At 49.2% G+C, this 26,971-nt stretch carries 44 protein-coding genes; 42 read left to right on the forward strand and 2 right to left on the reverse strand.

Annotation, left to right across the window (positions count from 1 at the left end; all coding sequences use genetic code 11):
* Positions 1-36 precede the first annotated feature (36 nt).
* From SBI19_RS20090 to SBI19_RS20280, 39 genes are all read left to right on the forward strand, one after another.
* On the forward strand, positions 37-966 hold the full coding sequence (locus tag SBI19_RS20090) for an ABC transporter permease (RefSeq protein ID WP_317971315.1): 930 nt from the start codon (positions 37-39) through the stop codon (positions 964-966).
* 4 nt (positions 967-970) lie between these two features.
* Positions 971-1,765: an ABC transporter ATP-binding protein gene (locus SBI19_RS20095; protein ID WP_317971316.1), complete on the forward strand. Its 795-nt coding sequence runs from the start codon at positions 971-973 to the stop codon at positions 1,763-1,765.
* 277 nt (positions 1,766-2,042) lie between these two features.
* Positions 2,043-2,351: a 30S ribosomal protein S10 gene (gene rpsJ / locus SBI19_RS20100; protein WP_006037947.1), complete on the forward strand. Its 309-nt coding sequence runs from the start codon at positions 2,043-2,045 to the stop codon at positions 2,349-2,351.
* 39 nt (positions 2,352-2,390) lie between these two features.
* The gene (gene rplC / locus SBI19_RS20105) at positions 2,391-3,014 is read left to right on the forward strand and encodes a 50S ribosomal protein L3 (RefSeq protein ID WP_191207182.1); all 624 of its coding nucleotides are present in this window, start codon (positions 2,391-2,393) and stop codon (positions 3,012-3,014) included.
* A gap of 28 nt (positions 3,015-3,042) precedes the next feature.
* Complete coding sequence (gene rplD, locus SBI19_RS20110; protein ID WP_317971317.1) at positions 3,043-3,666, forward strand: 50S ribosomal protein L4; 624 nt, start codon at positions 3,043-3,045, stop codon at positions 3,664-3,666.
* Positions 3,666-3,956: a 50S ribosomal protein L23 gene (gene rplW / locus SBI19_RS20115; protein WP_191207184.1), complete on the forward strand. Its 291-nt coding sequence runs from the start codon at positions 3,666-3,668 to the stop codon at positions 3,954-3,956. Before rplD ends, rplW begins: the two co-directional genes overlap by 1 nt.
* A gap of 23 nt (positions 3,957-3,979) precedes the next feature.
* Positions 3,980-4,810: a 50S ribosomal protein L2 gene (gene rplB, locus SBI19_RS20120; RefSeq protein WP_317971318.1), complete on the forward strand. Its 831-nt coding sequence runs from the start codon at positions 3,980-3,982 to the stop codon at positions 4,808-4,810.
* A 68-nt stretch (positions 4,811-4,878) separates the two neighbouring features.
* The gene (gene rpsS, locus SBI19_RS20125; RefSeq protein WP_110046867.1) at positions 4,879-5,160 is read left to right on the forward strand and encodes a 30S ribosomal protein S19; all 282 of its coding nucleotides are present in this window, start codon (positions 4,879-4,881) and stop codon (positions 5,158-5,160) included.
* Positions 5,161-5,200: 40 nt separating this feature from the next.
* Positions 5,201-5,536: a 50S ribosomal protein L22 gene (rplV, locus tag SBI19_RS20130; RefSeq protein WP_317971319.1), complete on the forward strand. Its 336-nt coding sequence runs from the start codon at positions 5,201-5,203 to the stop codon at positions 5,534-5,536.
* A gap of 13 nt (positions 5,537-5,549) precedes the next feature.
* Positions 5,550-6,215, forward strand: a complete 666-nt coding sequence (gene rpsC, locus SBI19_RS20135; protein ID WP_110046869.1) for a 30S ribosomal protein S3 — start codon at positions 5,550-5,552, stop codon at positions 6,213-6,215.
* Positions 6,216-6,217: 2 nt separating this feature from the next.
* Positions 6,218-6,652: a 50S ribosomal protein L16 gene (rplP, locus tag SBI19_RS20140; protein ID WP_110046870.1), complete on the forward strand. Its 435-nt coding sequence runs from the start codon at positions 6,218-6,220 to the stop codon at positions 6,650-6,652.
* A complete protein-coding gene (gene rpmC / locus SBI19_RS20145; protein ID WP_006037938.1) occupies positions 6,642-6,842 on the forward strand; it encodes a 50S ribosomal protein L29 in 201 nt (66 codons plus the stop codon). The genes rplP and rpmC overlap by 11 nt, the downstream gene beginning before the upstream one ends.
* A gap of 50 nt (positions 6,843-6,892) precedes the next feature.
* Positions 6,893-7,156 (forward strand): 30S ribosomal protein S17, encoded by a 264-nt coding sequence (rpsQ, locus tag SBI19_RS20150; RefSeq protein WP_317971320.1) that lies wholly within the window; start codon positions 6,893-6,895, stop codon positions 7,154-7,156.
* A gap of 49 nt (positions 7,157-7,205) precedes the next feature.
* The gene (gene rplN / locus SBI19_RS20155) at positions 7,206-7,574 is read left to right on the forward strand and encodes a 50S ribosomal protein L14 (RefSeq protein WP_110046872.1); all 369 of its coding nucleotides are present in this window, start codon (positions 7,206-7,208) and stop codon (positions 7,572-7,574) included.
* A 69-nt stretch (positions 7,575-7,643) separates the two neighbouring features.
* The gene (gene rplX / locus SBI19_RS20160; protein ID WP_317971321.1) at positions 7,644-7,997 is read left to right on the forward strand and encodes a 50S ribosomal protein L24; all 354 of its coding nucleotides are present in this window, start codon (positions 7,644-7,646) and stop codon (positions 7,995-7,997) included.
* 33 nt (positions 7,998-8,030) lie between these two features.
* The gene (rplE, locus tag SBI19_RS20165) at positions 8,031-8,573 is read left to right on the forward strand and encodes a 50S ribosomal protein L5 (protein WP_191207189.1); all 543 of its coding nucleotides are present in this window, start codon (positions 8,031-8,033) and stop codon (positions 8,571-8,573) included.
* A gap of 21 nt (positions 8,574-8,594) precedes the next feature.
* Complete coding sequence (locus tag SBI19_RS20170; RefSeq protein WP_013312154.1) at positions 8,595-8,780, forward strand: type Z 30S ribosomal protein S14; 186 nt, start codon at positions 8,595-8,597, stop codon at positions 8,778-8,780.
* 32 nt (positions 8,781-8,812) lie between these two features.
* Positions 8,813-9,211: a 30S ribosomal protein S8 gene (rpsH, locus tag SBI19_RS20175; protein ID WP_317971322.1), complete on the forward strand. Its 399-nt coding sequence runs from the start codon at positions 8,813-8,815 to the stop codon at positions 9,209-9,211.
* A 29-nt stretch (positions 9,212-9,240) separates the two neighbouring features.
* Positions 9,241-9,783, forward strand: a complete 543-nt coding sequence (gene rplF / locus SBI19_RS20180) for a 50S ribosomal protein L6 (protein WP_317971323.1) — start codon at positions 9,241-9,243, stop codon at positions 9,781-9,783.
* Between the two features lie 63 nt (positions 9,784-9,846).
* Positions 9,847-10,215: a 50S ribosomal protein L18 gene (rplR, locus tag SBI19_RS20185; RefSeq protein WP_317971324.1), complete on the forward strand. Its 369-nt coding sequence runs from the start codon at positions 9,847-9,849 to the stop codon at positions 10,213-10,215.
* A gap of 31 nt (positions 10,216-10,246) precedes the next feature.
* Entirely contained in the window at positions 10,247-10,744 is a 498-nt protein-coding gene (gene rpsE, locus SBI19_RS20190) for a 30S ribosomal protein S5 (RefSeq protein ID WP_110046878.1), read from the forward strand.
* 13 nt (positions 10,745-10,757) lie between these two features.
* Positions 10,758-10,937, forward strand: a complete 180-nt coding sequence (gene rpmD / locus SBI19_RS20195) for a 50S ribosomal protein L30 (RefSeq protein WP_317971325.1) — start codon at positions 10,758-10,760, stop codon at positions 10,935-10,937.
* Between the two features lie 50 nt (positions 10,938-10,987).
* On the forward strand, positions 10,988-11,428 hold the full coding sequence (rplO, locus tag SBI19_RS20200; protein WP_317971326.1) for a 50S ribosomal protein L15: 441 nt from the start codon (positions 10,988-10,990) through the stop codon (positions 11,426-11,428).
* Positions 11,428-12,726: a preprotein translocase subunit SecY gene (secY, locus tag SBI19_RS20205; protein WP_317971327.1), complete on the forward strand. Its 1,299-nt coding sequence runs from the start codon at positions 11,428-11,430 to the stop codon at positions 12,724-12,726. Before rplO ends, secY begins: the two co-directional genes overlap by 1 nt.
* Before the next feature lie 85 nt (positions 12,727-12,811).
* Positions 12,812-13,462, forward strand: a complete 651-nt coding sequence (locus SBI19_RS20210; protein WP_317971328.1) for an adenylate kinase — start codon at positions 12,812-12,814, stop codon at positions 13,460-13,462.
* Complete coding sequence (gene map, locus SBI19_RS20215) at positions 13,462-14,226, forward strand: type I methionyl aminopeptidase (RefSeq protein ID WP_317971329.1); 765 nt, start codon at positions 13,462-13,464, stop codon at positions 14,224-14,226. Before SBI19_RS20210 ends, map begins: the two co-directional genes overlap by 1 nt.
* Positions 14,226-14,513 (forward strand): KOW domain-containing RNA-binding protein, encoded by a 288-nt coding sequence (locus tag SBI19_RS20220; RefSeq protein ID WP_317971330.1) that lies wholly within the window; start codon positions 14,226-14,228, stop codon positions 14,511-14,513. The genes map and SBI19_RS20220 overlap by 1 nt, the downstream gene beginning before the upstream one ends.
* A 2-nt stretch (positions 14,514-14,515) precedes the next feature.
* Positions 14,516-14,731 carry a translation initiation factor IF-1 gene (gene infA, locus SBI19_RS20225; RefSeq protein ID WP_015847200.1) on the forward strand — a complete coding sequence of 72 codons (216 nt, stop codon included), beginning with the start codon at positions 14,516-14,518 and terminating at the stop codon, positions 14,729-14,731.
* A 41-nt stretch (positions 14,732-14,772) separates the two neighbouring features.
* Positions 14,773-14,886 (forward strand): 50S ribosomal protein L36, encoded by a 114-nt coding sequence (gene rpmJ / locus SBI19_RS20230; RefSeq protein ID WP_003333770.1) that lies wholly within the window; start codon positions 14,773-14,775, stop codon positions 14,884-14,886.
* Between the two features lie 22 nt (positions 14,887-14,908).
* Positions 14,909-15,277 carry a 30S ribosomal protein S13 gene (gene rpsM / locus SBI19_RS20235; protein WP_191207199.1) on the forward strand — a complete coding sequence of 123 codons (369 nt, stop codon included), beginning with the start codon at positions 14,909-14,911 and terminating at the stop codon, positions 15,275-15,277.
* Between the two features lie 19 nt (positions 15,278-15,296).
* Positions 15,297-15,692, forward strand: a complete 396-nt coding sequence (rpsK, locus tag SBI19_RS20240; protein ID WP_191207200.1) for a 30S ribosomal protein S11 — start codon at positions 15,297-15,299, stop codon at positions 15,690-15,692.
* A 127-nt stretch (positions 15,693-15,819) separates the two neighbouring features.
* A complete protein-coding gene (locus tag SBI19_RS20245; RefSeq protein WP_127532405.1) occupies positions 15,820-16,764 on the forward strand; it encodes a DNA-directed RNA polymerase subunit alpha in 945 nt (314 codons plus the stop codon).
* Between the two features lie 46 nt (positions 16,765-16,810).
* The gene (rplQ, locus tag SBI19_RS20250; protein WP_087570332.1) at positions 16,811-17,176 is read left to right on the forward strand and encodes a 50S ribosomal protein L17; all 366 of its coding nucleotides are present in this window, start codon (positions 16,811-16,813) and stop codon (positions 17,174-17,176) included.
* A gap of 966 nt (positions 17,177-18,142) precedes the next feature.
* On the forward strand, positions 18,143-18,925 hold the full coding sequence (gene truA, locus SBI19_RS20255) for a tRNA pseudouridine(38-40) synthase TruA (RefSeq protein WP_317971331.1): 783 nt from the start codon (positions 18,143-18,145) through the stop codon (positions 18,923-18,925).
* 212 nt (positions 18,926-19,137) lie between these two features.
* Positions 19,138-19,575 (forward strand): 50S ribosomal protein L13, encoded by a 438-nt coding sequence (gene rplM, locus SBI19_RS20260; protein ID WP_317971332.1) that lies wholly within the window; start codon positions 19,138-19,140, stop codon positions 19,573-19,575.
* A gap of 18 nt (positions 19,576-19,593) precedes the next feature.
* On the forward strand, positions 19,594-19,986 hold the full coding sequence (rpsI, locus tag SBI19_RS20265; RefSeq protein WP_110046891.1) for a 30S ribosomal protein S9: 393 nt from the start codon (positions 19,594-19,596) through the stop codon (positions 19,984-19,986).
* Between the two features lie 220 nt (positions 19,987-20,206).
* A complete protein-coding gene (locus tag SBI19_RS20270; RefSeq protein ID WP_317971333.1) occupies positions 20,207-20,902 on the forward strand; it encodes a phosphoadenylyl-sulfate reductase in 696 nt (231 codons plus the stop codon).
* Positions 20,903-21,211: 309 nt separating this feature from the next.
* Positions 21,212-21,994 carry an N-acetylmuramoyl-L-alanine amidase CwlD gene (gene cwlD / locus SBI19_RS20275; protein WP_317971334.1) on the forward strand — a complete coding sequence of 261 codons (783 nt, stop codon included), beginning with the start codon at positions 21,212-21,214 and terminating at the stop codon, positions 21,992-21,994.
* A 99-nt stretch (positions 21,995-22,093) separates the two neighbouring features.
* On the forward strand, positions 22,094-23,167 hold the full coding sequence (locus SBI19_RS20280; protein ID WP_317971335.1) for an Mrp/NBP35 family ATP-binding protein: 1,074 nt from the start codon (positions 22,094-22,096) through the stop codon (positions 23,165-23,167).
* Positions 23,168-23,233: 66 nt separating this feature from the next.
* On the opposite strand, the gene gerD is transcribed toward SBI19_RS20280, so the two are convergent.
* The gene (gene gerD, locus SBI19_RS20285; RefSeq protein WP_317971336.1) at positions 23,234-23,935 is read right to left on the reverse strand and encodes a spore germination lipoprotein GerD; all 702 of its coding nucleotides are present in this window, start codon (positions 23,933-23,935) and stop codon (positions 23,234-23,236) included.
* A gap of 174 nt (positions 23,936-24,109) precedes the next feature.
* Here gerD and SBI19_RS20290 point away from each other — a divergent pair, with 174 nt between their 5' ends.
* Positions 24,110-24,742, forward strand: coding sequence for a KinB-signaling pathway activation protein (locus tag SBI19_RS20290; RefSeq protein ID WP_317971337.1), 633 nt, complete (start codon positions 24,110-24,112; stop codon positions 24,740-24,742).
* Positions 24,743-24,758: 16 nt separating this feature from the next.
* On the opposite strand, the gene pdaB is transcribed toward SBI19_RS20290, so the two are convergent.
* Positions 24,759-25,571 carry a polysaccharide deacetylase family sporulation protein PdaB gene (gene pdaB / locus SBI19_RS20295; RefSeq protein WP_317971338.1) on the reverse strand — a complete coding sequence of 271 codons (813 nt, stop codon included), beginning with the start codon at positions 25,569-25,571 and terminating at the stop codon, positions 24,759-24,761.
* Between the two features lie 115 nt (positions 25,572-25,686).
* Between pdaB and SBI19_RS20300 the strand changes: the two genes are divergently transcribed.
* Together SBI19_RS20300 and SBI19_RS20305 are read left to right on the forward strand one after the other, a co-directional pair.
* The gene (locus SBI19_RS20300; RefSeq protein WP_317971339.1) at positions 25,687-26,310 is read left to right on the forward strand and encodes a stage II sporulation protein M; all 624 of its coding nucleotides are present in this window, start codon (positions 25,687-25,689) and stop codon (positions 26,308-26,310) included.
* Positions 26,311-26,429: 119 nt separating this feature from the next.
* On the forward strand, positions 26,430-26,651 hold the full coding sequence (locus SBI19_RS20305) for a hypothetical protein (RefSeq protein WP_110046899.1): 222 nt from the start codon (positions 26,430-26,432) through the stop codon (positions 26,649-26,651).
* Positions 26,652-26,971: the final 320 nt, after the last annotated feature.

A 26,971-nucleotide genomic window follows, 5' to 3' on the forward strand; every position in this document is an offset into this window, starting at 1 on the left:
TTCACTCCGCTATTAATTTGTAATGGAGGGAATACAATGCCTAGTTGGTTTAACGGCGCGATTGAGTTGGGGCTTCTTTATGCTTTGATGGCGCTTGGCGTCTATATTACGTTCCGTATTCTAGACTTTCCCGACCTAACGGTCGACGGCAGTTTTACAACAGGCGCGGGTATCGCTGCCGTAATGATTTCGCATGGTGCTGAGCCATGGCTTGCGACTTTGGCTGCTTTTGGCGGAGGACTTGCCGCTGGTGCGCTGACGGGTATTTTGCATACGAAAGGTAAAATCAACGGACTGCTCTCCGGCATTCTGATGATGATCGCTCTCTATTCTATTAACCTGCGAATCATGGGAAGACCGAACATCTCGCTTATCCGTGAAGAAACGATCTTTACCGGTGTATCGGTGCTCGTTATTATGCCAATCATCGTCATTGCGATCAAGCTGCTGCTCGATATGTACTTCCGTACGGATCAAGGTCTAAGCCTTCGCGCAACGGGAGACAATGCACGTATGATTAGAAGCTTCGGCGCGAATACCGATAATACCAAGATTGTAGGCATCAGCTTGTCCAATGGTCTTGTTGCTTTGTCTGGTGCAATGGTCGCGCAGCAAGGCGGTTTCGCTGACATATCGATGGGTATCGGTATGATCGTTATTGGTCTTGCGTCGGTTATTATCGGCGAGGCGATCTTCGGGGCAAAATCAATTTTCCGCGCTACGCTGGCTGTCGTACTCGGTTCGATCGTATACCGTATTATTGTAGCAATAGCTCTGCGTGTTGAATGGCTCAAAGCTTCCGATCTGAAACTCATCACTGCAGTCATTGTTATTATCGCTCTTGTGTTCCCTTCCGTACGTAAATATATGAAGGAAAAATCAAACGCGCGCAGACGTTCGGCTCAGATTCTTGCGAAAGCAGCTGAAGCATCGGTGTCGACGCGTAGAATGACCAAGGAGGGGTAACGCGATGATCGAGATTTCGAAAGTGTCCAAATTGTTCAATCCTGGTACGGTCGATGAGAAAATTGCGCTGCTCGGGATTAACCTCAAACTCAATCCAGGCGACTTCGTCACTGTCATCGGCAGTAACGGTGCAGGAAAGTCGACGCTTATGAATATTATATCCGGCGTTATGAAGCCGGATACGGGAGACGTCAGCATTGACGGGCGTATCATAACCCAACAACCTGAACATCGCCGTGCACGTTGGATCGGCCGTGTGTTCCAGGATCCAATGGCAGGTACAGCGCCAACCATGACGATCGAGGAAAATATGGCGATGGCGTTCAAACGTGGACAAAGCCGCGGATTCCAGATTGGCGTTACGAAGGCTAGACGTGCGATCTTTAAGGAGCAGCTGGCAAAGCTCGGTATTGGGCTGGAGAATCGTTTTAAAGCGAAAGTTGGTTTATTGTCCGGCGGTGAGCGTCAAGCGCTCAGCCTTCTCATGTCGACATTCACGAAGCCGCAGATTCTATTGCTCGACGAACATACGGCTGCGCTTGATCCAGCCCGTGCTGAACTAATCACCTCGCTCACAGAGACGTTAGTACGTGAGATGTCGCTCACGACTCTGATGGTCACGCATAATATGGAGCAGGCTATTAAGTTGGGTAATCGTCTTATAATGATGGACAAGGGCCGGATCATCCTCGATGTTGATGCGCAGCGCAAGAAAGAACTGACTGTTGAGCGATTACTGGGAGAGTTTGAACAAATTAGTGGTCGCAAGCTTGCCGATGATCGTGTAGTATTGGGTTAGCAATCAAACGACTGGTGAAATTGCCGGCATTGAATCGTACAAGCGATCCGATGCCGGCTTTCTATTGAAAAACTAATAGGAATTGGAAACGAGCAAATGTATAACTTCTTGTTGCAATCGCCCGCCCAATTCGCTATAATATTTCATGTTGGTCTGTGACGTTGCGATGATGTGAGAGGTTGCCGACACACCCGGCCCCTTTGCCATGGGGCATGTGGACGGGTTTTCTCACGGAGTATGTCCGATAAAAAATTGGGCGATAGAAGGAGGGACTTATATGGCAAAGCAAAAGATTCGTATTCGCTTGAAAGCATACGATCATAGAATTCTTGACCAATCCGCTGAGAAAATCGTGGAAACAGCAAAACGTTCCGGTGCAGGTGTTTCCGGTCCGATTCCGCTTCCTACGGAAAAGCAAATCATCACCGTTCTCCGCGCGGTACACAAGTACAAGGATTCCCGGGAACAATTCGAAATGCGCACACACAAGCGCCTTATCGACATTGTAAACCCAACGCCGCAAACGGTTGATGCGTTGATGCGACTCGACCTGCCATCCGGTGTAGATATCGAAATCAAACTGTAATACCAAACGATAGAGTAGCAAAGGAAAAGAGGTGTCAACATGAAGGGTATCTTAGGTAAAAAACTCGGCATGACGCAAGTGTTCACGGCAGAAGGCAACGTAATCCCGGTAACGGTAATCGAAGCTGGCCCGAACGTCGTCCTGCAAAAGAAAGACCAAGAAAACGACGGCTACGAAGCTGTGCAGCTTGGTTTCTCGGATAAGAAAGAAAAGAACGCAACGAAGCCGGCAATCGGCCATGCGAAAAAAGCCAATACGGCTCCTAAGCGCTACATTCGTGAAATTCGCGGTATTAACCTCGGCGAATATGAAGTTGGCCAAGTTGTAAAGGCTGACCTGTTCACGGCAGGCGAATTTGTTGACGTAACGGGCGTTTCGAAGGGTAAAGGCTTCCAAGGTACGATCAAGCGTTGGAATCAAAGCACAGGTCCTATGTCTCACGGTTCGCGTTACCACCGTGGTCCAGGTTCGATGGGCTCGATCCAAGCAAACCGCGTGCCTAAAGGCAAACACTTGCCAGGTCACATGGGTTCGGAAACGATCACGATCCAAAACCTCGAAGTCATTCGCGTGGATGCAGAGCGCAATGTAATCTTGGTTAAAGGTTCGATTCCAGGTCCTAAAAATGCACTCGTTAAAGTCAAATTGACGGTGAAGAAATAATCGCTTCTAAAGAAAGGAGGAACTAGCTATGCCTAAAGTAGCTCTTTACAACGTGAGCGGCTCGCAAGTAGGCGAAGTCGAACTCGCGGATAGCGTATTCGGTATTCAACCGAACGCTCACGTATTGCACAGCGCGGTACTGTTGCAACAAGCTGCAGAACGTCGTGGTACGCATAAGACTAAAGGACGTTCTGAAGTTCGCGGCGGCGGCCGCAAACCTTGGAAACAAAAAGGTACAGGTCGTGCTCGTCAAGGCTCGATTCGTGCACCACAATGGGTAGGCGGCGGTACGGTATTCGGACCGACACCACGCAGCTACAGCTTCAAGCTTCCAAGAAAAGTTCGCCGTCTGGCGATCAAATCGGCACTGTCTTCGAAAGTGATCGGCAACGAAATCGTTGTTCTTGATCAACTGACGCTGGCAGCACCAAAAACGAAAGAATTCGCGGCTATCCTGAACAACCTGAAGGTGGCTCGCAAAGCACTTGTAGTTACGGCTAACTATGAAGACAATGTTGCATTGTCGGGTCGTAACATCCCAGGTGTGAAGATTGTTGCAGCTGAAGGCATTAACGTGCTTGACGTGTTGCAGTATGATCAATTGATCATCACGAAAGAAGCCGTAGAGAAAGTTCAGGAGGTGCTTGCGTAATGAAGAACCCACGCGATATTATCAAGCGCCCGGTTATTACGGAACGCACCAGTGACTTCATGGCTAACAAACGTTATGTCTTCGAAGTTGACATCCGTGCCAACAAAACGGAAATCAAAAGCGCAGTCGAATCGATCTTTAAAGTGAAAGTCGACAGCGTGAATACGATGCGCGTACCGGCTAAACCGAAGCGTTATGGCCGTCACAATGGATATACGTCCGAATGGAAAAAGGCGATCGTTCAACTGAGCGCCGAAAGCAAAGAACTCGAGTTCTTCGAGTCCGTATAACTTGAAGATAGGAGGGAAACCAAGTGCCAGTTAAGAAGTACAAACCGACATCCCCGGCTCGCCGCGCTATGTCCGTCTCGACTTTCGAAGAGATCACAGCAAGCCAACCGGAGAAATCGTTGCTCGCGCCACTTTCGAAGAAAGCAGGCCGCAACAACCAAGGTAAAATTACGGTTCGTCACCACGGCGGCGGACACAAACGAAAATACCGTATCATCGACTTCAAACGTACGAAGGACGGAATCGTTGGTCGCGTAGCGACAATCGAGTACGATCCAAACCGTACGTCGAACATTGCATTGATCAACTATGCAGACGGCGAGAAGCGTTATATCATCGCTCCTAAAGGTCTGAAAGTTGGCGATCAAGTTATGTCCGGTCCAGAAGCTGATATCAAGATCGGCAATGCATTGCCACTTGAGAACATTCCGGTCGGTACAGTTATCCACAACATCGAGATGAAGCCTGGTAAAGGCGGTCAACTCGTACGTGCAGCAGGTACGGAAGCACAGCTGCTCGGTAAGGAAGAAGACTACGTGGTTATCCGCCTGACGTCCGGCGAAACGCGTCGCATCCTCAAAAAATGCCGCGCTACGATCGGTTCCGTAGGTAACGAAGACCATGAGCTCGTGAAAATCGGTAAAGCAGGCCGTTCCCGTTGGCTCGGCAAGCGTCCGGAAGTTCGCGGCGTAGTCATGAACCCGAACGATCACCCACACGGTGGTGGCGAAGGTCGCGCTCCAATCGGTCGCAAATCGCCAATGTCCCCATGGGGCAAACCGACGCTGGGCTTCAAAACCCGCAAAAAGAAAAAAGCATCGAGCCAATACATTGTTCGTCGTCGTACGAAGTAATGGTTGCTTGATACAATCTGCGTGACGGGTGACCGTCACGCGCACGTTAAGTGAAGGGAGGATCATCCATGGGTCGCAGTTTGAAGAAAGGTCCGTTTATTGACGGCTACCTGCTCAAGAAAGTTGAAGAGCTTAACGCAGCGAACAAGAAAGTCGTGATTAAGACGTGGTCCCGTCGCTCGACTATTTTCCCGCAATTCATTGGTCACACGCTGGCTGTTTATGACGGTCGTAAGCATGTACCGGTATATGTCACGGAGGATATGGTCGGACACAAATTCGGTGAATTCGCACCGACGCGTACGTACAAAGGCCATAGCGACGATGATAAGAAAACGGGTCGCCGTTAATTAACGGTTTGACTCTACGTTACGAGAGGAGGTTCCATCCATGGCACAAGCGAAAGCGCAAGCTAATTTCGTTCGTATTGCACCTCGTAAAGCCCAACTGGTCGTTGACTTGATCCGCGGCAAGAAGGTAGGCGAGGCAATCGCGATTTTGCGTCACACGCCAAGATCCGCTTCCCCAATCGTGGAGAAGCTTCTGAACTCCGCTATTGCTAACGCGGAGCATAACTTCCAGCTGGACGTTAACAAGCTGGTTGTAGAGCAAGTATATGTGAACCAAGGTCCTACGTTGAAACGGTTCCGCCCGCGCGCACAAGGCCGCGCAAGCCGTATCAATAAACGTACGAGCCATATCACTTTGATCGTATCCGAGAAATAAGGAGGGAAAACGTGTGGGTCAAAAGGTAAATCCGGTCGGTCTTCGTATCGGGATCATCCGCGACTGGGAATCCAAATGGTTTGCTGGTAAAGATTTCGGCGCACTTCTTATTGAAGACGTCAAAATTCGTGAGTTCCTGAAAAACAAACTGAAAGACGCAGCCGTTTCCCGCATCGAGATCGAGCGTGCCGCTAACCGCGTCAACGTAACGATCAATACGGCGAAACCAGGCATGGTCATCGGTAAAGGTGGTTCGGAAGTTGAAAACCTCCGCAACCAACTGGCGAAAATCACGAACGGCAAAAAAGTGCATATTAACATCACTGAAATCAAGCAAGCTGATCTGGACGCTATCCTGGTAGCTGAAAGCATCGCTCAACAGCTTGAGCGCCGGACTTCGTTCCGCCGCGCACTGAAACAAGCGATCCAACGCACAATGCGTTCGGGCGCTAAAGGTATCAAAACGTCGGTAAGCGGTCGCCTCGGCGGCGCTGAAATCGCACGTACGGAAGGTTACAGCGAAGGTACAGTTCCACTTCATACGCTGCGCGCAGACATTGACTACGGCACGGCTGAAGCACACACTACTTATGGCCGTATCGGCGTAAAAGTGTGGATCTATCGCGGTGAAGTCCTTCCAACTGCTAAGAAGAAAGCTGTTCAGGAAGGAGGCAACTAAACATGTTGGTACCTAAACGCGTCAAACACCGTAAACAACAACGCGGTAACATGAGAGGTAAAGCAAAAGGCGGTACGGAAGTCGCTTTCGGCGAATACGGCCTTCAAGCTCTTGAGCCTTCATGGATTACGAACCGCCAGATCGAAGCAGCGCGTATTGCGATGACTCGTTACATCAAACGGGGTGGTAAAGTGTGGATCAAGATCTTCCCACATAAGCCAATCACGCAAAAGCCGCTTGAAGTTCGGATGGGTAGCGGTAAAGGTAACGTTGAGAAATGGGTAGCGGTTGTAAAACCAGGCAAGATCATGTTTGAACTTGCTGGCGTTCCAGAGGAAATCGCACGTGAAGCTATGCGCCTCGCAGCCCACAAACTCCCTGTTAAAACGAAGTTCGTGAAACGCGAAGAAGTAGGTGGTGAAGCAAATGAAAGCTAGTGAATTTCGCAACCTAACCTCTGCTGAGATTGAACAAAAAGTCGCAGGCTTCAAGGAAGAACTTTTCAACCTTCGTTTCCAACTGGCAACGGGCCAACTCGACAATCCGACTCGCATTCGTGATGTGCGGAAGGAAATAGCTCGTGCCAAAACCGTCCTGCGTGAAAGAGAACTCGGAATCAGCAGTTAATAATTCACACAGTGGATAAGTCAGTAATGGCTTAAGGAAGGAGGAAGAACATGAGCGAACGCAATGCCCGCAAAGTTCAAATCGGCAAAGTGGTAAGCGACAAAATGGATAAAACGATTGTTGTTGCTGTAGAAACTTACAAAAAACACGATCTGTACCATAAACGCATCAAATACACGAAAAAATTCAAAGCGCACGACGAGAACAACCAGGCTAAGATCGGCGACGTCGTGAGAATCATGGAGACTCGTCCGCTTTCCAAAGACAAACGCTTCAGACTCGTAGAGATCGTTGAAGAAGCAGTTGTCTTGTAAGAACCTGGACTCGGATTAAAGTGCATTTTTCCGAAAGGAGGACGTACAAATGATTCAACCATTTACGCGTTTGGCTGTAGCAGACAACTCCGGCGCTAAAGAACTGATGTGCATTCGCGTGCTTGGCGGCACGGGTCGTCGTGTTGGCGCAATCGGTGATTTGATCATCTGCTCCGTCAAACAAGCAACACCAGGCGGCGTTGTCAAAAAAGGCGACGTAGTAAAAGCTGTTATCGTTCGTACGAAGCGTTCGGTTCGCCGTAAAGACGGTTCGTACATCGCATTCGACGAGAACGCAGCGGTAATCGTGAAGGAAGATAAGAGCCCACGCGGCACACGTATCTTCGGACCAGTTGCTCGCGAACTTCGCGACAAAGACTTCATGAAAATCGTCTCGCTCGCACCAGAAGTTATCTAATGCCCGCTCGGCGCGCAGCGCCACGGTGCTATATAAGCATGATCGATCAAGCATGCAGGAGGTGTACTCATGCCACGGCTGAAAAAAGTTCTTGAATCGCATAACAACAAGCTTCATGTGAAAAAGGACGATAACGTTATCGTTATCAGCGGTAAAGACAAAGGCAAAAAAGGTCGCGTAATCGCAGCATTCCCTCGCGAGAACCGCGTACTGGTCGAAGGCGTCAATATCGTGAAGAAGCACGCTCGTCCGTCCCAAGCGAATCCGCAAGGCGGCATCATCGAGCAAGAAGCTGCGATTCACGTATCGAACGTTATGCACATTGATCCGAAAAGCGGTAAAGTAACGCGTATCGGTTACAAAGTGCTCGACAACGGCAAAAAAGTCCGGGTTGCTAAACGATCCGGCGAAGTGATCGACTAATTGATCCGGAACGGAAAGGAGGTCCATTGAATCATGGCAGCAAGAATGAAAGATCGTTACCTTAACGAAATTACACCTGCTCTGATGCAGAAGTTCAACTATACGACTGTAATGCAAGTACCTAAGATCGAGAAAGTTGTCATCAACATGGGTGTTGGTGAAGCTACTGCAAACTCCAAAGTATTGGACGTTGCTGTTGCTGAATTGCAACTGATCGCTGGTCAAAAACCAGTAATCACGCGTGCAAAGAAATCGATCGCAGGCTTCAAGCTTCGTGAGAATATGCCAATCGGTGCGAAAGTAACGCTGCGCGGCGAGCGCATGTACTACTTCCTCGACAAGCTGTTCAACATCACGCTTCCACGTGTACGTGACTTCCGCGGTGTCTCGACGAAAGCATTCGACGGACGCGGTAACTATACACTGGGCCTGAAAGAGCAAGTGATCTTCCCAGAGATCGAGTACGATAAAGTTGATAAAGTTCGCGGTATGGACATCGTCATTGTAACGACGGCCAAAACGGACGAAGAATCTCGTGAGCTGCTCACCCAACTGGGCATGCCGTTCACGAAGTAATCCACGGGAGGTGTTTACCAAGTGGCAAAAACTTCGATGAAAGTGAAGCAGCAGCGCACTCCGAAGTTCAAAGTGCGTGCGTACACACGTTGCGAGCGCTGCGGTCGTCCGCATTCCGTATTGCAAAAGTTTAAAATTTGCCGGATTTGTTTCCGTGAGTTAGCATATAAAGGCCAGATTCCTGGCGTCAAAAAAGCAAGCTGGTAATCAGTCTTAGTTCGGGAAGGAGGTTCACATAAATGGTTATGTCTGATCCGATCGCAGATATGCTGACACGCATCCGCAACGCGAATGTCGTTCGTCACGAGACCGTGGAAATGCCTGCTTCGAAAGTGAAGAAGCAAATCGCTGAGATTTTGAAACGCGAGGGCTTCATCCGCGATGCAGAATATATCGAAGATAACAAACAAGGGATCATCCGTGTTTTCCTTAAATACGGAGCGAACAACGAGCGCGTAATCACGGGTCTGAAGCGCATTAGCAAACCAGGTCTTCGTGTTTACACGAAATCGAATGAAGTCCCTCGCGTACTGGGCGGTCTCGGAATTGCTATCATTTCCACGTCCAAAGGGATTATGACCGACAAAGAAGCTCGTCAATCGAAAGCTGGCGGCGAAGTCGTCTGCTACGTGTGGTAATAAATCGTCAACGATTGGAGGTGTAACAAATGTCCCGTATTGGTCGCAAACCAATCGCTGTTCCAGCTGGTGTTAGCATCAGCCTGAACGACAGCGCCATTACTGTAAAAGGTCCTAAGGGCACACTTTCCCGTAATCTGCACAAAGATATGAAGATCAATGTTGCTGAGAACGAGATCGTGGTTGAACGTCCTTCGGACAACAAACTTCACCGCTCCCTGCACGGAACGACGCGCAGCGTCATTTCCAACATGGTAAGCGGCGTAACAGAAGGTTACGCGAAAACACTTGAACTCGTCGGCGTAGGTTACCGTGCTAACAAGAGCGGCGATAAAATCGTTCTTAGCGTAGGTTACTCCCACCCGGTTGAGATCGCTCCGGACAACGGCATTGAATTCGAACTGCCATCGCAAACGAAAATCATCGTTCGTGGCATCGATAAAGAGCTCGTTGGTGAAACGGCAGCTAAAATTCGTTCCGTACGTGAACCTGAGCCATACAAAGGTAAAGGTATTAAGTACGAAGGCGAACGTATCCTCCGTAAAGAGGGTAAAGTCGGTAAGAAGAAATAAGTCGCTTAACAGTCGGCTTATCCCGATAGCTTCATAAGGCAAACGGAAAGGAGTGTACTCCGAATGATTACGAAGGGCGATAAAAACAAAGCTCGTTTGAAACGTCACCTGCGTGTTCGTAAGAAAATTAACGGTACGATTGCACGTCCGCGTCTGTCGGTATTCCGTTCTTCCAAACATATGTACGCGCAATTGATCGACGATGTTAACGGCGTAACGATCGCAGCAGCTTCCACGATGGACAAAGAGCTGGCTGAATCGGTTGGCAACGGCGGTAACGTTGAAGCGGCTAAGAAAGTCGGCGAATTGATCGCAGCTCGCGCTAAAGCGAAAGGCGTATCTGAAGTCGTTTTCGATCGCGGCGGTTACCTGTACCACGGACGTATTCAAGCACTGGCTGATGCAGCTCGCGAAGCAGGGCTCGAATTCTAATTCAAAATTTTTAACAAGGAGGTAAAACGACTTGCGTGTAGATCCGAATACGTTAGAACTGACAGAGAAGGTTGTTCACATCAACCGTGTATCCAAAGTAGTTAAAGGCGGACGTCGGTTCAGCTTCAGCGCTCTGGTTGTTGTCGGCGACGGCAAAGGCTATGTAGGCGCTGGTATCGGTAAAGCTGCCGAAGTTCCAGATGCAATTCGCAAAGGCATTGAAGACGCGAAGAAGAATCTGGTTCACGTTCCTCTCGTGGGAACAACGATCCCGCATCAAGTAATCGGTCACTTCGGTGCTGGCGAAGTATTACTTAAGCCTGCTTCCCAAGGTACCGGTGTTATCGCAGGCGGCCCAGTTCGTGCAGTACTCGAACTGGCAGGCGTTGGCGATATTCTGACGAAATCGCTTGGTTCCTCAAACTCCATGAACATGGTTAACGCAACGATTGAAGGCCTTTCGCGCCTGAAACGTGCGGAGGACGTGGCGAAGCTTCGCGGTAAAACCGTACAAGAGCTTCTGGGTTAAGGAGGAAAACAAGATGGCGAAATTACAAGTTACGCTTGTTCGCAGTCTGATCGGTCGCAACGAAAAGCAACGTGCTACGGTACAATCGTTTGGTCTGCGCAAGCTTCACCAATCTGTTGTCCTGAACGACACTCCGGCGATTCGTGGCATGGTTAACGCTGTTAACCACCTGGTCAAAGTCGAAGAAGTTTAAACAATACGAGCATTTGTCAAGGCAAACCAATTAAGGAGGTGCTACGAACGATGAAATTGCATGAGCTCCAACCTGCAGAAGGTTCCCGTAAAGAGCGCAAGCGCGTCGGTCGCGGTATCGGTTCCGGTAACGGCAAAACGGCTGCTCGGGGTCATAAAGGTCAGAACGCTCGCTCCGGCGGTGGCGTTCGTCCTGGCTTTGAGGGCGGTCAAAATCCATTGTACCGTCGTCTTCCGAAACGCGGCTTCAACAACCCATTCCGTAAGGAGTTCGCGGTTGTTAACATTGAAGAATTGAACAGCTTTGCAGCAGGAACAGAAGTTACTCCTGAAGTACTTCTGGAGAAAGGAATCGTCAAAAACCCACAGAGCGGCATCAAGATCCTGGGTAATGGCGAAATCACAGTTCAACTGACTGTTAAAGCGAACAAATTCTCTCAATCTGCGGTAGAGAAAATCCAGGCTGCCGGCGGTAAAACCGAGGTGATCTAATGTTCAAGACGGTGTCCAACATTTGGAGAGTGGAAGACCTTCGCAAGAAGATCCTGTTTACGCTTTTCATCTTGCTTGTTTACCGAATCGGTTCGTTTATCCCGGTTCCGAATATTAACACAGACGTATTCAAACAAGTCGATAACGGGGCTGACCTGTTCGGCTTGTTGAATACCTTCTCGGGTGGCGCCTTGTTCCACTTCTCGATCTTCGCGATCGGGATTATGCCATACATCACTTCTTCTATCATCGTACAGTTGCTGTCGATGGACGTTATTCCGAAGTTCACGGAATGGGCGAAGGAAGGCGAGAATGGTAAACGCAAACTGGCGCAAATCACTCGTTACGGCACGATCATTCTTGGTTTAGTCCAAGGTTTTGGTACGGCTGTAGGCTTCAACCGTAGATACGCTTACGAGATGGTCATTGATCCTAAGTTTACGACTTATGCAATGATCGCGATCATCCTGACTGCCGGTACGGCATTCTTGATGTGGCTCGGCGAGCAAATTACGGAACGCGGTATCGGCAACGGTATCTCGGTTCTGATCTTTGCGGGTATTATCGCAGCAATGCCTGGTCATATTCGCGAAGTATATGCAACGGAATTCGAGAACCCTGGCGACATGCTCTTCTGGAACATCCTGAAGGTGATTCTCATCGTAGTTGTCGCAATCGCGGTAATTGTTGGTGTCATCTTCGTTCAACAAGGTATCCGTAAGATCCCGGTACAATATGCTAAACGTGTAGTTGGCCGTAAGATGTACGGTGGTCAGTCGACTCACATTCCGCTGAAGGTAAACGGCGCAGGCGTTATTCCGGTTATCTTCGCAATCTCGCTGCTCATGTTCCCGATTACGATCGCACAGTTCTGGGCAAACAAAGATTGGGCGCAATGGATAATTCAGAACTTGTACTATGACAAACCGCTTGGTATGCTGTTGTACGTGCTTCTGATTGTCGGCTTTACCTTCTTCTATACCTTCGTTCAGATCAACCCGGTTCAAATGGCAGATCAGATGAAGAAGAACGGTGGTTACATCCCAGGCATCCGTCCTGGTAAGCCAACGTCGTCGTACATTACGCGCGTTATGACTCGTCTTACGCTTGCGGGTGCGGTATTCTTGTCGCTCATCTCGTTGCTTCCAGTAGCATTTGGTGCAGCTGCTGATCTTCCGCAGTCGGTTCGACTCGGTGGTACTTCGCTCCTGATCGTTATCGGTGTCGCACTCGACACGATGAAACAGATCGAGAGCCAGCTCATCAAGCGTCACTACAAAGGGTTTATCAATAAATAAGGATAGGTTCATATCGGGGTCCTGGCATGCTGATCGTGTGTCGGAACCCGAACGGGCCTATTGTGCTTAAAGCGAGGAACACGGAATGAACATTTTATTCATGGGACCTCCAGGAGCCGGCAAGGGGACGCAAGCTGAACGCATTGTCGATCAGTTCGCGGTACCACACATTTCTACCGGTGATGCTTTTCGCCTTGCTATGAAGCAAGGTACACCAATGGGTCTGAAAGCAAAAGAGTATGTTGATCAAGGCTTGCTAGTACCGGATGAGATTACGAACGGAATCGTTCGGGACCGCCTGCTGCTCGATGACTGCTCGAAAGGTTTTCTACTTGATGGTTTCCCGCGTACGCTGCAACAAGCCGAAGCGCTTGACGGCATGCTCGCGGACATGGGCCGCTCGCTCGATCACGTCATTAACTTGAAGGTTGATCGCGGATTGCTGCTTGCTCGTTTAACGGGCCGCCGCATCTGCAAATCTTGCGGATCCACTTATCACGTCTTGAATAACCCGCCGAAACAAGAAGGCATCTGCGATAAATGCGGAGGCGAGTTGTACCAGCGTTCGGACGATAACGAAGAAAGTGTCGGTACGCGTCTGGATCAGTACATCTCGAAAACAGCACCATTGCTTTCGTACTACGAAGGTAAGTCGCTGCTTCGTGAAGTCGACGGGGAACAGGATATTGATGTTGTAACTGCTGAGATCGTTTCCGTTCTGCGGGGTTCAAACTAATGATTGTTTGCAAGTCGGAAGCAGAGCTCCGTTTGATGCGGGAAGCAGGGCGGATTGTTGCTGATACTCATCGGCTGCTTAAACAATCGATACGGCCCGGCATTACGACTAGCGAACTGGATCATATCGCCGAGACGTATATTCGAAGTCAGGGCGCCGTTCCATCTTTTAAAGGTTACAATCAATTTCCTGCCAGCATATGCACTTCTGTCAACGATCAGTTGGTGCATGGTATTCCGAATTCTAATCAGAAGCTGGCTGAAGGTGATATCATTAGCATTGATATCGGTGCGCAGTATCAGGGGTATCACGGCGACTCCGCTTGGACGTATGGCGTTGGTACAATCTCTGCAGAAGCGCAGCGGTTACTCGATGTGACGGAACAATCCCTTTACGCTGGACTTGAACTGATTAAACCGGATGTTCGACTCTTCACGATATCGCATGCCGTTCAGAAGGTTGTTGAGAATGCGGGATTATCGGTTGTTCGTGAGTATGTCGGTCATGGAATCGGCACGAAGCTTCATGAAGAACCGCAAATTCCGAACTACGGGATTCCAGATCGGGGACCACGGCTTAAGCCGGGTATGGTTCTCTGCATCGAGCCCATGGTCAACATTGGAGAGCGTTATGTACGTACGCTTGAAGACAACTGGACGGTCGTCACGGTCGACGGCTCGTGGTGTGCGCATTTCGAGCATACAGTCGCCGTAACTGAAGATGGTTATGAGATACTAACCAAATCGGATGCTGAGGCGGGTTGATGCACGTGGATGTAGCACCGCAGATCGGTCAAATCGCATTCGTGCTTCGCGGCAAGGATGAGGGCGGTTATGCGGTTGTCATCGGCATCGTCGATGAACGTTTCGTTCTTATCGCTGACGGTGATAAGAAACGATTCGATCGGCCGAAGAAGAAGAACATTGCGCACCTTGAGTTACAGTCGGTCATCAACACCGAAGTTGTCAACAGCATGAATGAGACCGGCCGGGTGACGAATGCCAAGCTGCGCTACGCGATTCAGAAGTTCGTGCAAGCGAAAGGAGAATGACGGTGGCCAAGGAAGACGTCATTGAGGTCGAAGGTACGGTAATTGAACCGCTACCTAACGCAATGTTTAAGGTTGAGCTTGAGAACGGGCATCAAATCTTAGCTCACGTATCTGGCAAGCTGCGTATGCACTTTATCCGGATCTTGACCGGTGATAAAGTTGTTATCCAGTTATCGCCTTATGATTTATCAAGGGGACGCATTACCTATCGGAAGTAAGCCTTTCGGGCTTGCGCCGAAGGATTCGGGAGGTAATCACAATGAAGGTCAGACCTTCGGTTAAGCCAATTTGCGAGAAATGCAAAGTCATTCGCCGCAAAGGCAACGTTATGGTGATTTGTGAAAATCCTAAACACAAACAAAAACAAGGCTAGATAAAGGAGGGAACCAAGACATATGGCACGTATTGCTGGTGTAGACTTGCCACGTGACAAACGCGTTGAAATCGCGCTGCAATATATCTTCGGTATCGGTCAAACGACTGCTAAGAAGATTCTTGCAACGACGGGCGTTAGCGCTCAAACGCGTGTTCGTGATCTGACGGAAGATGAAGTTAGCAAACTTCGCGAAACGATCGACAAGTCGGTTAAAGTAGAAGGCGATCTTCGTCGTGAGATCTCGCTTAACATTAAGCGTCTCATCGAAATCGGCTGCTACCGTGGTGTTCGTCACCGTCGTGGACTGCCTGTTCGTGGTCAACGTACGAAAACGAATGCTCGCACGCGTAAAGGTCCTCGTCGGACTGTAGCTAACAAGAAGAAATAAGAAGGGAGGATAACACACAATGGCTAAACCTAAAAAAGTCGTACGTACGAAACGTCGTGACCGTAAAAATATCGACTCCGGCGTAGCGCACATCCGTTCGACGTTCAACAACACGATCGTTACGATCACGGATCCGCACGGCAATGCAATCTCTTGGGCAAGCTCCGGTAACCTTGGTTTCAAGGGCTCCCGTAAGAGCACGCCATTCGCAGCTCAAATGGCTGCTGAAACAGCTGCTAAAGCTGCAATGGAGCATGGCATGAAAGTCGTAGAGGTTATGGTTAAAGGACCAGGTGCTGGCCGCGAAGCGGCAATCCGTTCCCTGCAAGCAGCAGGTCTTGAAGTTAACCTGATCAAAGACGTAACGCCGGTTCCACACAACGGCTGCCGTCCACCGAAACGTCGCCGCGTATAATTCAGTCTTTTACGTGGTATCAAATTACAGCAACTTGTGAATAATGGTTGTGAAGGTTTGGCATACTACATGATTCGACTGAACACGTACGGTGAACGGAGCGACGTTTTGAAGGAGGGTACTACTAGTGATTGAGATCGAAAAGCCGAAAATCGAAACCGTAGAGCTCAATGATAATGGCACATATGGACGTTTTGTAGTTGAACCACTGGAGCGCGGATATGGTACGACGCTGGGGAATTCGCTTCGTCGGATTCTGCTGTCGTCGCTGCCTGGCGCAGCTGTGACTTCTGTACAAATCGACGGTGTACTTCATGAATTTTCTACGGTTCCCGGTGTGATTGAGGACGTTACCGAAATCATACTGAACCTGAAAGGCCTGTCGCTCAAAATCCACTCCGACGAAGAGAAGGTGCTGGAGATTGATGCAGAGGGCGAAGGGAACGTAACGGCGGGCGACATTCGAGCGGACAGCGATGTCGAGATTTTGAATCCTGATCTTCATATCGCGACCTTAGCCTCCGGTGCACGGCTCCATATGCGGGTATTCGCCAATCGTGGACGCGGGTACGTACCTGCGGATCGGAATAAGAAAGAAGATCAACCGATCGGCGTAATTCCTATTGATTCGATCTACACGCCCATTACCCGTGTCAATTACAGCGTAGAAAATACTCGTGTCGGCCAAGTTACCAACTATGACAAGCTCACCTTAGAAGTTTGGACTGATGGAAGTATTCGACCGGAAGAGGCTGTTAGCCTCGGCGCTAAAATTTTGACCGAGCATTTGGACTTGTTCGTCGGATTGACCGATGAAGCCAAAGACGCGGAAATTATGGTCGAGAAAGAAGAAGATAAGAAAGAGAAAGTACTCGAGATGACGATCGAGGAACTGGATCTTTCCGTTCGTTCTTACAACTGCTTGAAACGTGCAGGCATCAACACTGTTCAAGAGCTGATCACGAAAACCGAAGAAGATATGATGAAGGTGCGCAACCTCGGACGCAAATCTTTGGAGGAAGTACAAGAGAAGCTAGAGGAACTTGGTTTGGGCCTCCGCATGGAAGAATAGATAGCAGCAGCATGTAATTGCAATCTTGCAGAAGGAGGAGAAATCGATGGCATACCAAAAATTGGGCCGTGACGCGAGCGCGCGTAAAGCTCTTTTCCGCGACCTCGTAACGGACCTGTTCCTGTATGAGCGCATCCAAACGACGGAAGCTAAAGCGAAAGAAGTTCGTTCGATCGCTGAGAAGCTCATCACGAAAGCGAAAAAAGGTGATCTTCACGCTCGTCGCCAAGTGGCAGCTTTCGTTCGTCGTGAAACAGTTGACGGTGAACAAGACGCTATTCAAAAGCTGTTCTCCGAACTGGCCACCCGTTACTCGGAACGTGCGGGCGGATACACGCGGATTCTGAAACTGGGACCGCGCCGCGGTGATTCAGCGCCAATGGTGTACTTGGAACTGGTAGATCGCGCGTAATCGACCGGATGGATCGGATGAGAAAGGGTGGACCTTCGCGGCCACCTTTTTTTCTTGGGATGAATGGAACGCGTGGGCGCGTTGCGAGCAAGTAGCTGTTTCGAGGAAGGAAGGTCAACGGTTGCAACGGTTTCGCCCGTGCATTCCGAGCATGCATCAAGCACGCGCCTCCCGTTGAAAGGATGTTCCTATGAACTATTCTAATAGAGTAGGGAACATCCATTCAAAGTCGGACGTAAACTCGCGCACCTGCCGCTGCTCTCCACGCACTCCCGCATTCCATTGGGGATATATCTTAATTTGCCGGCTCGTATACATGAGCCGGCATTTTCGGGCCCTTTGCGCCCTCCATTACTGCCTATCCACAAGTGGATAACCCAGAAAGAATGGAGTTGTCCACCTGTGATCAGTGGCAAACCATTTCTCGATACGCAGTTTCCCTGTGGAAACTGTGGGGAAGTGTGTGGATTTGGGGATATCGTTTCACGGATACGACTGGCAGCTGTGGATACGCACGTTGTAACTGGAATGTTCGAACCGGCTTGATCAATTAGATTAAGCAGGCGAGCTTGCGAGCTCATCGTTCAAGCACAACAGTAGAGCGTGTCCCGTCAGGGACGAAAGCGGCTTGTGGCACTTAGTTTCATCGAAGCGTCTTATCGTTCGCGGGCGTTCGATTGTTTCTAGGCAGCGCCACAAGAAAGCGTGTCCCATTAGGGACTTAAGCGAGCACAAGCACCAACGTGTCTAGATAACCATTCCCGGAGTCCAGAGGGCGGAGCTCTCTGGGGTCCTCCCTCTGAGCCAGAGGGAGGATTTAGGAGGGTGTCGGCAAAATGGTTGTCCAGAGGTCGTCAGCCCTTATAAGATGTTGTCTGCAACGGGTGTCCAGAGGGCGTCAGCCCTTGGGGTCCTATATTAGGATTAGGTGGGTGTCCAGAGGGCCACGCCCTATGGGAGGTAGCAATGCGAAACATCGTGATGGTAGTCAGCTACGACGGTTCGACTTATAGCGGCTTTCAGTCGCAGCCCAGCGGCAATACGATCCAGGACGTGCTCGAAGCGGCTATTAAGACGCTGACAAGCGAGGAGCTTCGTATCATCGGCTCTGGACGGACGGATGCAGGCGTGCATGCGCGTGGTCAAGTGTTTAACTTTCATACGGAATCTCGCATTCCGCAGGAGAGATGGGCGCTAGCGATCAACACAAGGCTGCCTGATGATATCGTCGTATTGGAAGCATGGGAAGCGCCAGAGGCGTTTCACGCTCGCCATTCAGCGAAGCGAAAGACGTACCGTTATACGATCGACCGTCGTAAGTTTCCGGACGTGTTCGGCCGTCACTATGCGTTTCACCACCCGACGCCGCTGAACATCGATGCGATGCGTGAAGCGATGGCGCACCTTATTGGTGAGTATGACTTCACGTCGTTTACTTCGATCCAGTCGACGCAACCCTCTCATGTACGTACGATATTCGAAACGCGTATTGAGGAGGAAGGACCGATGCTCCATCTGTTCGTAACGGGCAGTGGCTTCCTTTATAATATGGTTCGGATTATTGCGGGTACGATGATGTGGGTTGGCGAAGGCAAACGGTCACCTGACGATATTCCTGCTATGCTCGCGGCGAAGGACCGTTCAACGACCGGTCCGACGGCAATGGCACATGGACTGATGCTGTGGGAAGTCGAATATCCGCCCGAGCAGTCGAGATTACACATTTTGGCGCAGGAAAACGCAAATTAGCCTGTATTTTACAAGCTAAACCTCTTGCGAAAGTCCAGTAATTATAGTAGTATATAACTTGTGCATTTTTAATGGCTATCCCACAGCCCCGATTAGAAATGCTTCAACTCAACTAAGCAAATGAAGTAATTTTGACGTAGAACTATCAGCTTGAAACGCGAACGTTTCATTATAAATGGATTGCTGAAACAATTTTTAAGGAGGAACACCTCATGCGTACTACCTTTATGGCTAAGCCTAACGAAGTCGATCGCAAATGGTTTGTTATCGATGCAGAAGGCAAAACGCTGGGCCGTCTGGCTAGCGAAGCAGCTGCCTTGATCCGCGGTAAGCACAAACCACAATTTACGCCTCATGTTGACACTGGTGACTTCGTTGTCATCATCAACGCTGAGAAAATTGTCCTCACGGGCAAAAAGCTTCAAAACAAAAAATACTATCGCCACTCGATGTATCCAGGTGGTCTGAAAGTATTCTCGGCTAACGACATGCTTCAAAAACACCCTGAGCGCGTTCTCGAAGCAGCTGTTCACGGCATGCTTCCTAAAAACCGTCTGGGCGACAAACTGAAGCTCAAACTCAAAGTATATGCAGGTTCGGAACATCCGCATCAAGCACAAAACCCTGAAGTGTACGAGCTTCGCGGTTAATAAAAGGAGGACAGTTTCATGGCACAAGTTCAATACTATGGAACCGGTCGTCGTAAACACTCCGTAGCACGCGTTCGTCTCGTGCCGGGTGAAGGACGAATCACTATCAATAAACGTGACCTGAATGAATATTTCGGTCTGGAAACACTGAAGCTGATCGTTAAACAACCGCTGAACCTGACGGATACGACGAGCAAATACGACGTAATCGTTATCGCTAACGGCGGCGGCATCTCCGGTCAAGCTGGCGCAATCCGCCACGGTATTTCCCGTGCACTGCTCAAAGCAGACCCTGAGTTCCGTGGTTCGCTCAAACGCGCAGGCTTCCTGACGCGTGACCCACGTATGAAAGAACGTAAGAAATACGGTCTCAAAGCAGCACGTCGCGCTCCACAGTTCTCGAAACGTTAATTTCGAGTCGAATACCTCTTCTGCAGCATGTATATGCTCGGAAGGGGTATTTTTTATTTTTATATGTGACATTGACGATCGTTCCTAATTATTCATCTTTAGGATTGTATTTGTGGATAATAGCGAAATTAATTCATTGAACAAACGTGGTGAAAGACGTATAATAACGAGCAACGCTTACCCTCTTACTAGGAATTAATATTGGACGGAGGTCTTTACGATGAACCTGTTTGAGAAAGAGGCACTTGCCTCACAGAAAGCCGTTGAACTGGAAGAACAAACACCAGAAGCAATCATCAAATATGCGATTGAAACGTTCCCTAATATTACGTTCGCTTGCAGCTTCGGCGCAGAGGACGTTGTTCTCGTTGATATGATTCAAAAAATTAATCCGAATGTCGATATCTTCTATCTGGATACGGATTTCCACTTCAAAGAAACGCTCGAAACGCGTGACGAGCTCGCTGCTCGTTATCCGAACATTCGTTACGTGCAAGTGAAGCCGGCAATTACGCCAGAAGAGCAAGCTGCACAATATGGCGAGGAGCTGTGGAAGAGCGATCCTAACCAATGCTGCAACATCCGCAAAGTTCAGCCGCTCACGCAAATCCTCAGCCAATATGAATGCTGGATGACAGGTATCCGTCGCGATCAAGCGGATACTCGTGCGAATGCTAAGAAGATTGAATATGATTACAAGTTCGGTCTCATGAAATTCAATCCAATTGCAGACTGGACGTCTGAAGATGTATGGAACTATATCCGCGAGAACAATGTACCTTACAACAAACTGCATGATAATCATTACCCATCGATCGGTTGCGAGCATTGCACACGTCAAGTAATGCCAGGCGAAGACCCACGTGCGGGTCGTTGGTCGGGTAACGATAAAACAGAGTGCGGTCTGCACAAATAACACTTGAGCGCTGCCAGCGGCCGTCAGAGTGCCTCTTGGCGCTTTGAACGGCCGTAATTATTTAGGACATCCAACCTGTGTCACTCGGTGTAGAAGACGGTGTTGTATAAGCGATACAGACGATTGAGAGCATCTACAGCGTCGAATTGAAGGCTGATGCTGTTAACGTGTACAAAGCAGATGTTACGGAGCGCCTTCATTTCCATATCAATGCAGTCATAATCGACCGCCTCGTCCCATAAGGATGGTATAGTACAGGCTTTCAAGTAAAGCCGGTTACCATTCGTGTGGGGTGAGGTGGTTTTATTTATGCGGCGGTTTCGGAACCGGATTGTCGTATGGATGAACTATAAAGGGACGCTGCGAATCGTCATTAGCGCCCTTGTTGTAATCGCTGCTGTCGTACTCATCGTACAGGATATTCCGGCTTCGCGCGCTTGGACGACCTGGTCGCTCCCGTTATCGGGCAAAACAATTGCAATAGATGCGGGTCATGGAGGAATTGATGGGGGAGCCGTTAGCAAGGAGGGGGCTATCGAGAAAGACCTCAACCTTGCGATTGCGATTTATTTGCGTGACTATCTGCAGCAGGCAGGTGCCATCGTTATCATGACGCGGGAAGGGGATTATGATCTTGCTGCCGAGGATACGAAGAAAATCGCAAGACGGAAGACAGAAGACCTTATGAAGCGCGTGTCGATGATCAAGGAAGCGAAGCCAGAACTCGTCCTCAGTATTCACATGAACAGTATTCCATCGATCAAATGGTCAGGCGCACAAACGTTCTACTACCCGAGCAATGTAAACAACGGCCAATTGGCAGCCTTGATTCAAGAGGAGATCAAGCGCAATCTGGCGAACACGACCCGCATTGCGGCGCCGATCAAGAACGAGGTGTACCTGATGAAGCAAATTCAGGACATCCCATTGGCACTTGTTGAGGTAGGCTTCCTGTCTAACCCTGAAGAAGCGAGCCGATTAGCTAACGGGGATTACCAGCGTTCGATTGCCGCGGCGATCTATCAAGGGATTCTGCGTTTCAGCGCAGGGGAGAAGGCATCGTCCACCTCTATAGCCGAGCCGGTGCATTGATCGTAGGGCACCGTAGACTATGTTATAATAGTGAGGTATGCAGCATCCGTTTCTTAAACAGATCAACTATTTACATAGCTAAGAAGGTGGAATCAAACGATGTTAACGCGAGACCAAGTAATCGAAATCGTTCGCTCGGCAGTCGATGGTGCAGGTGAGGCCGGCCAATCTGTTCAATTCCGCGACGTAGTGTGGAAGGACAACAACGTATCATTAACCGTATTAACGGCTAAGCAGGAAGATCAGGCTCCAATCGAGTCCATCATTCGTGAAGCGCTGAAGCAAGCGGAGATTGAGTCGGTGCATCTTCGTTTCCGTGTGCTGCCGCAAGAGGCGCCAGCAGCTGCATCACAGCCTAGCGGAGGGCAAGGCGCACCGATCAAAGGCCATGGCGGTCTGGTCGAACCACAACCGCTTCTGTCGCCTGAGAGCGGCACGAAGTTTATTGCGATTGCAAGCGGTAAGGGCGGCGTTGGCAAGTCTACCGTAACCGTGAACCTAGCCGTTGCGTTGGCACGCGCGGGCAAACGAGTAGGTCTTATCGATGCCGACATTTATGGCTTCAGCGTACCGGATATGATGGGAATTGAAGAACGGCCTGACGTAGAAGGGGATCGCGTCATTCCGATCGAACGATTCGGCGTTAAGGTGATGTCGATGGGCTTCTTCGTCGAGAACAACAGTCCGGTTGTATGGCGTGGTCCGATGCTTGGCAAAATGCTTCGCAACTTCTTCGCCGAGATCGAGTGGGGCGAGCTCGACTATATGTTGTTGGACCTGCCGCCAGGCACCGGCGATATTGCGCTCGATGTTCATCAGATCATCCCGCAGAGTCAAGAAATTATCGTTACGACGCCGCATGCAACGGCCGCATTCGTCGCTGCGCGGGCAGGCGCAATGGCGATCAAGACGGAGCATGCCATCGTCGGTGTCGTCGAGAATATGTCGTACTATTTGAACCGCCACAGCGGGGAGAAAGAGTATCTATTCGGCCGTGGGGGCGGAGCGCGACTTGCAGAGCAGCTGAACGCAGAGCTGCTCGCACAGATTCCGCTCGGCGCTCCGGACAACCATCCGTCCGAGCCGGATTTCTCACCATCGGTTTACAAGGCCGACAGCGAGACAGGCTTGTTGTATGCGGAACTGGCACAACGTGTAATCGCCAAATTGTAATATTGGATCAACGAACAAGCAGCCAAACTCCTGATGGGAGCTTGGCTGCTTTTGTTTGTGCGTCTATTACGTTGCAGAATCCTTCTCTTCGTCGCCTCCGGATTCTTCATCCTTGGATTCGTCGCCGCTATCTTCGCTGTCTCCACCGTCCCCGCTGCTTTCTTCTTTCTTCTTACTGTCGGATGATACAGGAGCAGGCTTGAGCTCTTCCTGTACAGCTTTCTTCAGCAGATCGAGCACTTCGAGACGGAATAACGGGTTTTGCATGGCCTCTTGCATCAAGGACATGACCTGCTTGCGGTATTGGGAACCCTGCAATACATCCAGGATCATTTTATCCATTTCAGGCGACTTCATCGCTTGGATCAGATCCTTTTGATAAGACGGGTCCTTAATGAGATCCTTATGAATCTGCTTGTTCTGGGTATTTACCGTCTTGGCGAATTCTCCCGCGAATCGGGTATCCGTCATTAACGTTTTGATCACCTTGTCATAATCAGGGGAGACGAGAACTTCTTTGACGGCCATACGGACCTGTTCTTGATCCTGTACGGATAGGATTTTGGAACTGAAGCCATTGTTCCCTGTTGCGGAAGTTGCAGATTCCTGTAGTGCTTTCTGCGCGTCCTCGGTTTTAAGAATATCGATGACCATCGATTTCATGTCTTTGTAGCTAATCGGCTCGCTCTGTGACGATGACGGCTCAGCGCCGCAGGCCGTTAACGAGAGCAGGGCAGATGCTGTTAATATCCATAACCATAATCGCATGCTGTGCCAGACCCCTTCCATTGCCAACGAGTATTCGTAACGATAGTATGTGCAATGTTCACGCGATTATCATACGCGAAGACTTATAAATTCTTATGTGGTAAAATAAAGAGCAGATTGCAAATTTAGAGGCGGAAGCCTCCTTGCATAACAATTGGGAGGTCAATACAAAGCATGACATTACGCAAATTGTTTTTCCTGTTTTGGAGCTCGATGGCTGTTGGTGCTGTCACGTGCACAGTTCTCGGACTAGCTCTTCAATTCACGGATCAATCGTATGGTTTTCTGAAGGCCGAGGAGACAGGCTATAATGCGCTCATGATGGCGATCAGCGGACTGATGATCGGTGTATTCGCGATGATGGGCTTTTTTGCCTATTTGACGGTCAACTACATTGCGCTTAGCATTTTCAGACAAAAATATTTGTGGACGATGCTGCAAGGCTACACGTCTTTATTCGCTACATTCGCACTCGGCTATATGCTCTATGGTGACCGCGAGCGTCTGACCAACTGGCTGTATTGGGTGCTGCCGCTTGCGTTGGCGATTGGTTCGGTCCTTGTTGCGTACCTAAAAACTAAACAAACCAACCGAAGCGCATTCGTGCCGACGGTTTTCCTCATGTTTGTCGTAACCGTATTGGAAGCATGGCCGAGCATTAACGGAGAGACCAATGCGGTATCCGTCATCTTTATGATTACGCCGCTGTTTATTTGCAATGCGTTCCAGATTATGTGGCTGCATAAGCTTGTTGGTTCCGCAAGCACAAAAACCGATTCCGCGAACGTCGCGAAATCGGCTTCATAGTCCAGCTTCTTATACTTTATAGTCCATATGCTGCAGCTTCCAGTCGGACAGACGGATCGTTCAGGGGATCGGTATTTACCGTTTTGCCTTGAACTTCTGTCTGTCCGATCATTTGTGAAACGGTCACGAATTCATAACCGCTTGCACGCAGCTGGTCGATGATGGCCGGCAGGGCGTCGCGAGTCTGTTTAGACGAATCGCTTGCATGCATGAGAATGATGTCCCCAGGATGAGCGCGGCTTACGACACGTTCAACAATTTTGTCCGTACCGATATTCATCCAGTCGAACGAATCGGTATCCCATTGAATAACCGTATAATTCAATTCCTCCGCAATACGAAGCACTCGTTTATCGAAATCTCCATTAGGCAGACGAATCAAGTTAGGCGATTTACCGGTTATACCTGACAAAATCGTATGGGCGGTCGTGATTTGCGAGCGGATCTCGTCGTCGTTGAACTTGCTGTAATAATCATGCTTGTGGCCATGGCTGCCGATCTCGAACCCAGCGTCTACAATCTTCTTCACAATCTCCGGATGGGATTGGCTCCAAACGGAGGAGAGGAAGAACGTTACATTCTTAACGCCTTTCTCCTTCAGAACATCGATGATAGGCTCGGCACGCTTGTCTCCCCAGCTGATGTCAAACGTTAACGCTACGACCTTCTTGTCCGTCGGAATGCTGTAGATGGCTGCCGGCTGCTGGGGGGCGAATACGGCAATATTGTCACGCTCTGCATAAATAATGCCGCAAGAGAAAACAACAGCTACAGCGAGCATCAAGTATCGCTTCAGCTTCCTTCCGTTCCATACATAAAACATGTTCATCCGTCGGCGCTCCTCTCATTACAAGCTCTCGTATACCTTGTACTAGTACAATCCTATGCTCGTACACAGCGGATATTCATATCTTTCTATGAAACTTTAAGAGGAGGTACTCAGCATGTTTCGTAACCTTGGATGGGCTGAACATTTTCGAACGATGCGTACTTACTTTGGTATTAGTGCCGTTCTCTTTCTAGCCGGCATAGTGACCGGTATTACTGCGACAGGGCTCTCTGACTTTCTAGAACAACAAATTAAAGGAATCAAAGAACTAAGCGATATGATTAATCAATCGTCTAATCCGACCCTAATGGCTATCGTGGTTATTTTCTTTAACAATGCCAAGATAGCGGGATTAATTATGTATCTAGGATTTCTATTTGGCATATATCCTGCAATCCTCATGGTGCTCAACGGAATGGTGATTGGATATCTCATGCACCAATATTACATTGTTCAGGGAACGTCATCGATGCTCGAGGTTCTATTCAAAGGCATATTGCCTCACGGAATTATAGAAATCCCTGTCATCATCCTTGCATCAGCGTATGGGCTGCGGTCTGGTAACATTGCGTTCCGTTGGCTTGGATGTTTGGTGAATAGCTCGAGAGCTAAAACGATGGCGAAGGAAACGAAACGATATGTCATTATGACAGTGCCCGTTCTGCTCGGAATCGTTGTTTTACTGCTTGTTGCATCCCTTATCGAAAGCACAATTACACCGCACTTGCTCAATAGGTAATAAAATTTCCATTATTTGAGCATAACAATAAAGCGGCAGGTAGCGTCCTAAGCAGCAGCGCGGGGCGCTTTTTGTATAAATGTGAATATTGTCGCTGTTAAGGAGGCCGACTAACGGTTATGCTCGGGATCTTGTTCAATGAAAAAGAATGCAAAGAATTTGATTACGTCCTCCGCAAAGAACTGGATGAAATGATGCTCGACCTGCATGATTCTCGGCTTGATGAGGACATTAAGCAGGCGATTGCGAAGAGATATAAGATCATCTTCCGCATGTTCGCCAGAATTGCCTCGCCCAAGGAGTTGTCACGCTACGCGCTGAATATGCGAAATTATCGATAGCGTAAAGGCTGCGGGCTGCTGCTTCCCAACCATATGCGCGGCCCGTTCGACCGATCAGCGGTTGAAAGTTAGAATTGATTTTAAGTTTTTCTGAAAAAGGGGTTGCACTCTGTGGACAGCCTATGATATATTCTAAGTCCGGCCAAGATGAACAACGTCGGATACGAAATAAACGAGTTTTCTTCACTCGATATGGAGCGAAGAAAACAAAAAAGAAATGCTTGCACAACAGAACATCATGTGTTAAGATGTTAAACGTTGTCGAAATTGTTCTTTGAAAACTGAACAACGAGCGAAACTGTCAGTTTAAATGTTTTAAA

Origin of the sequence: Paenibacillus sp. CCS19, assembly GCF_033239625.1 — a bacterium.
Taxonomy (GTDB): Bacteria; Bacillota; Bacilli; order Paenibacillales; family Paenibacillaceae; genus Paenibacillus_T.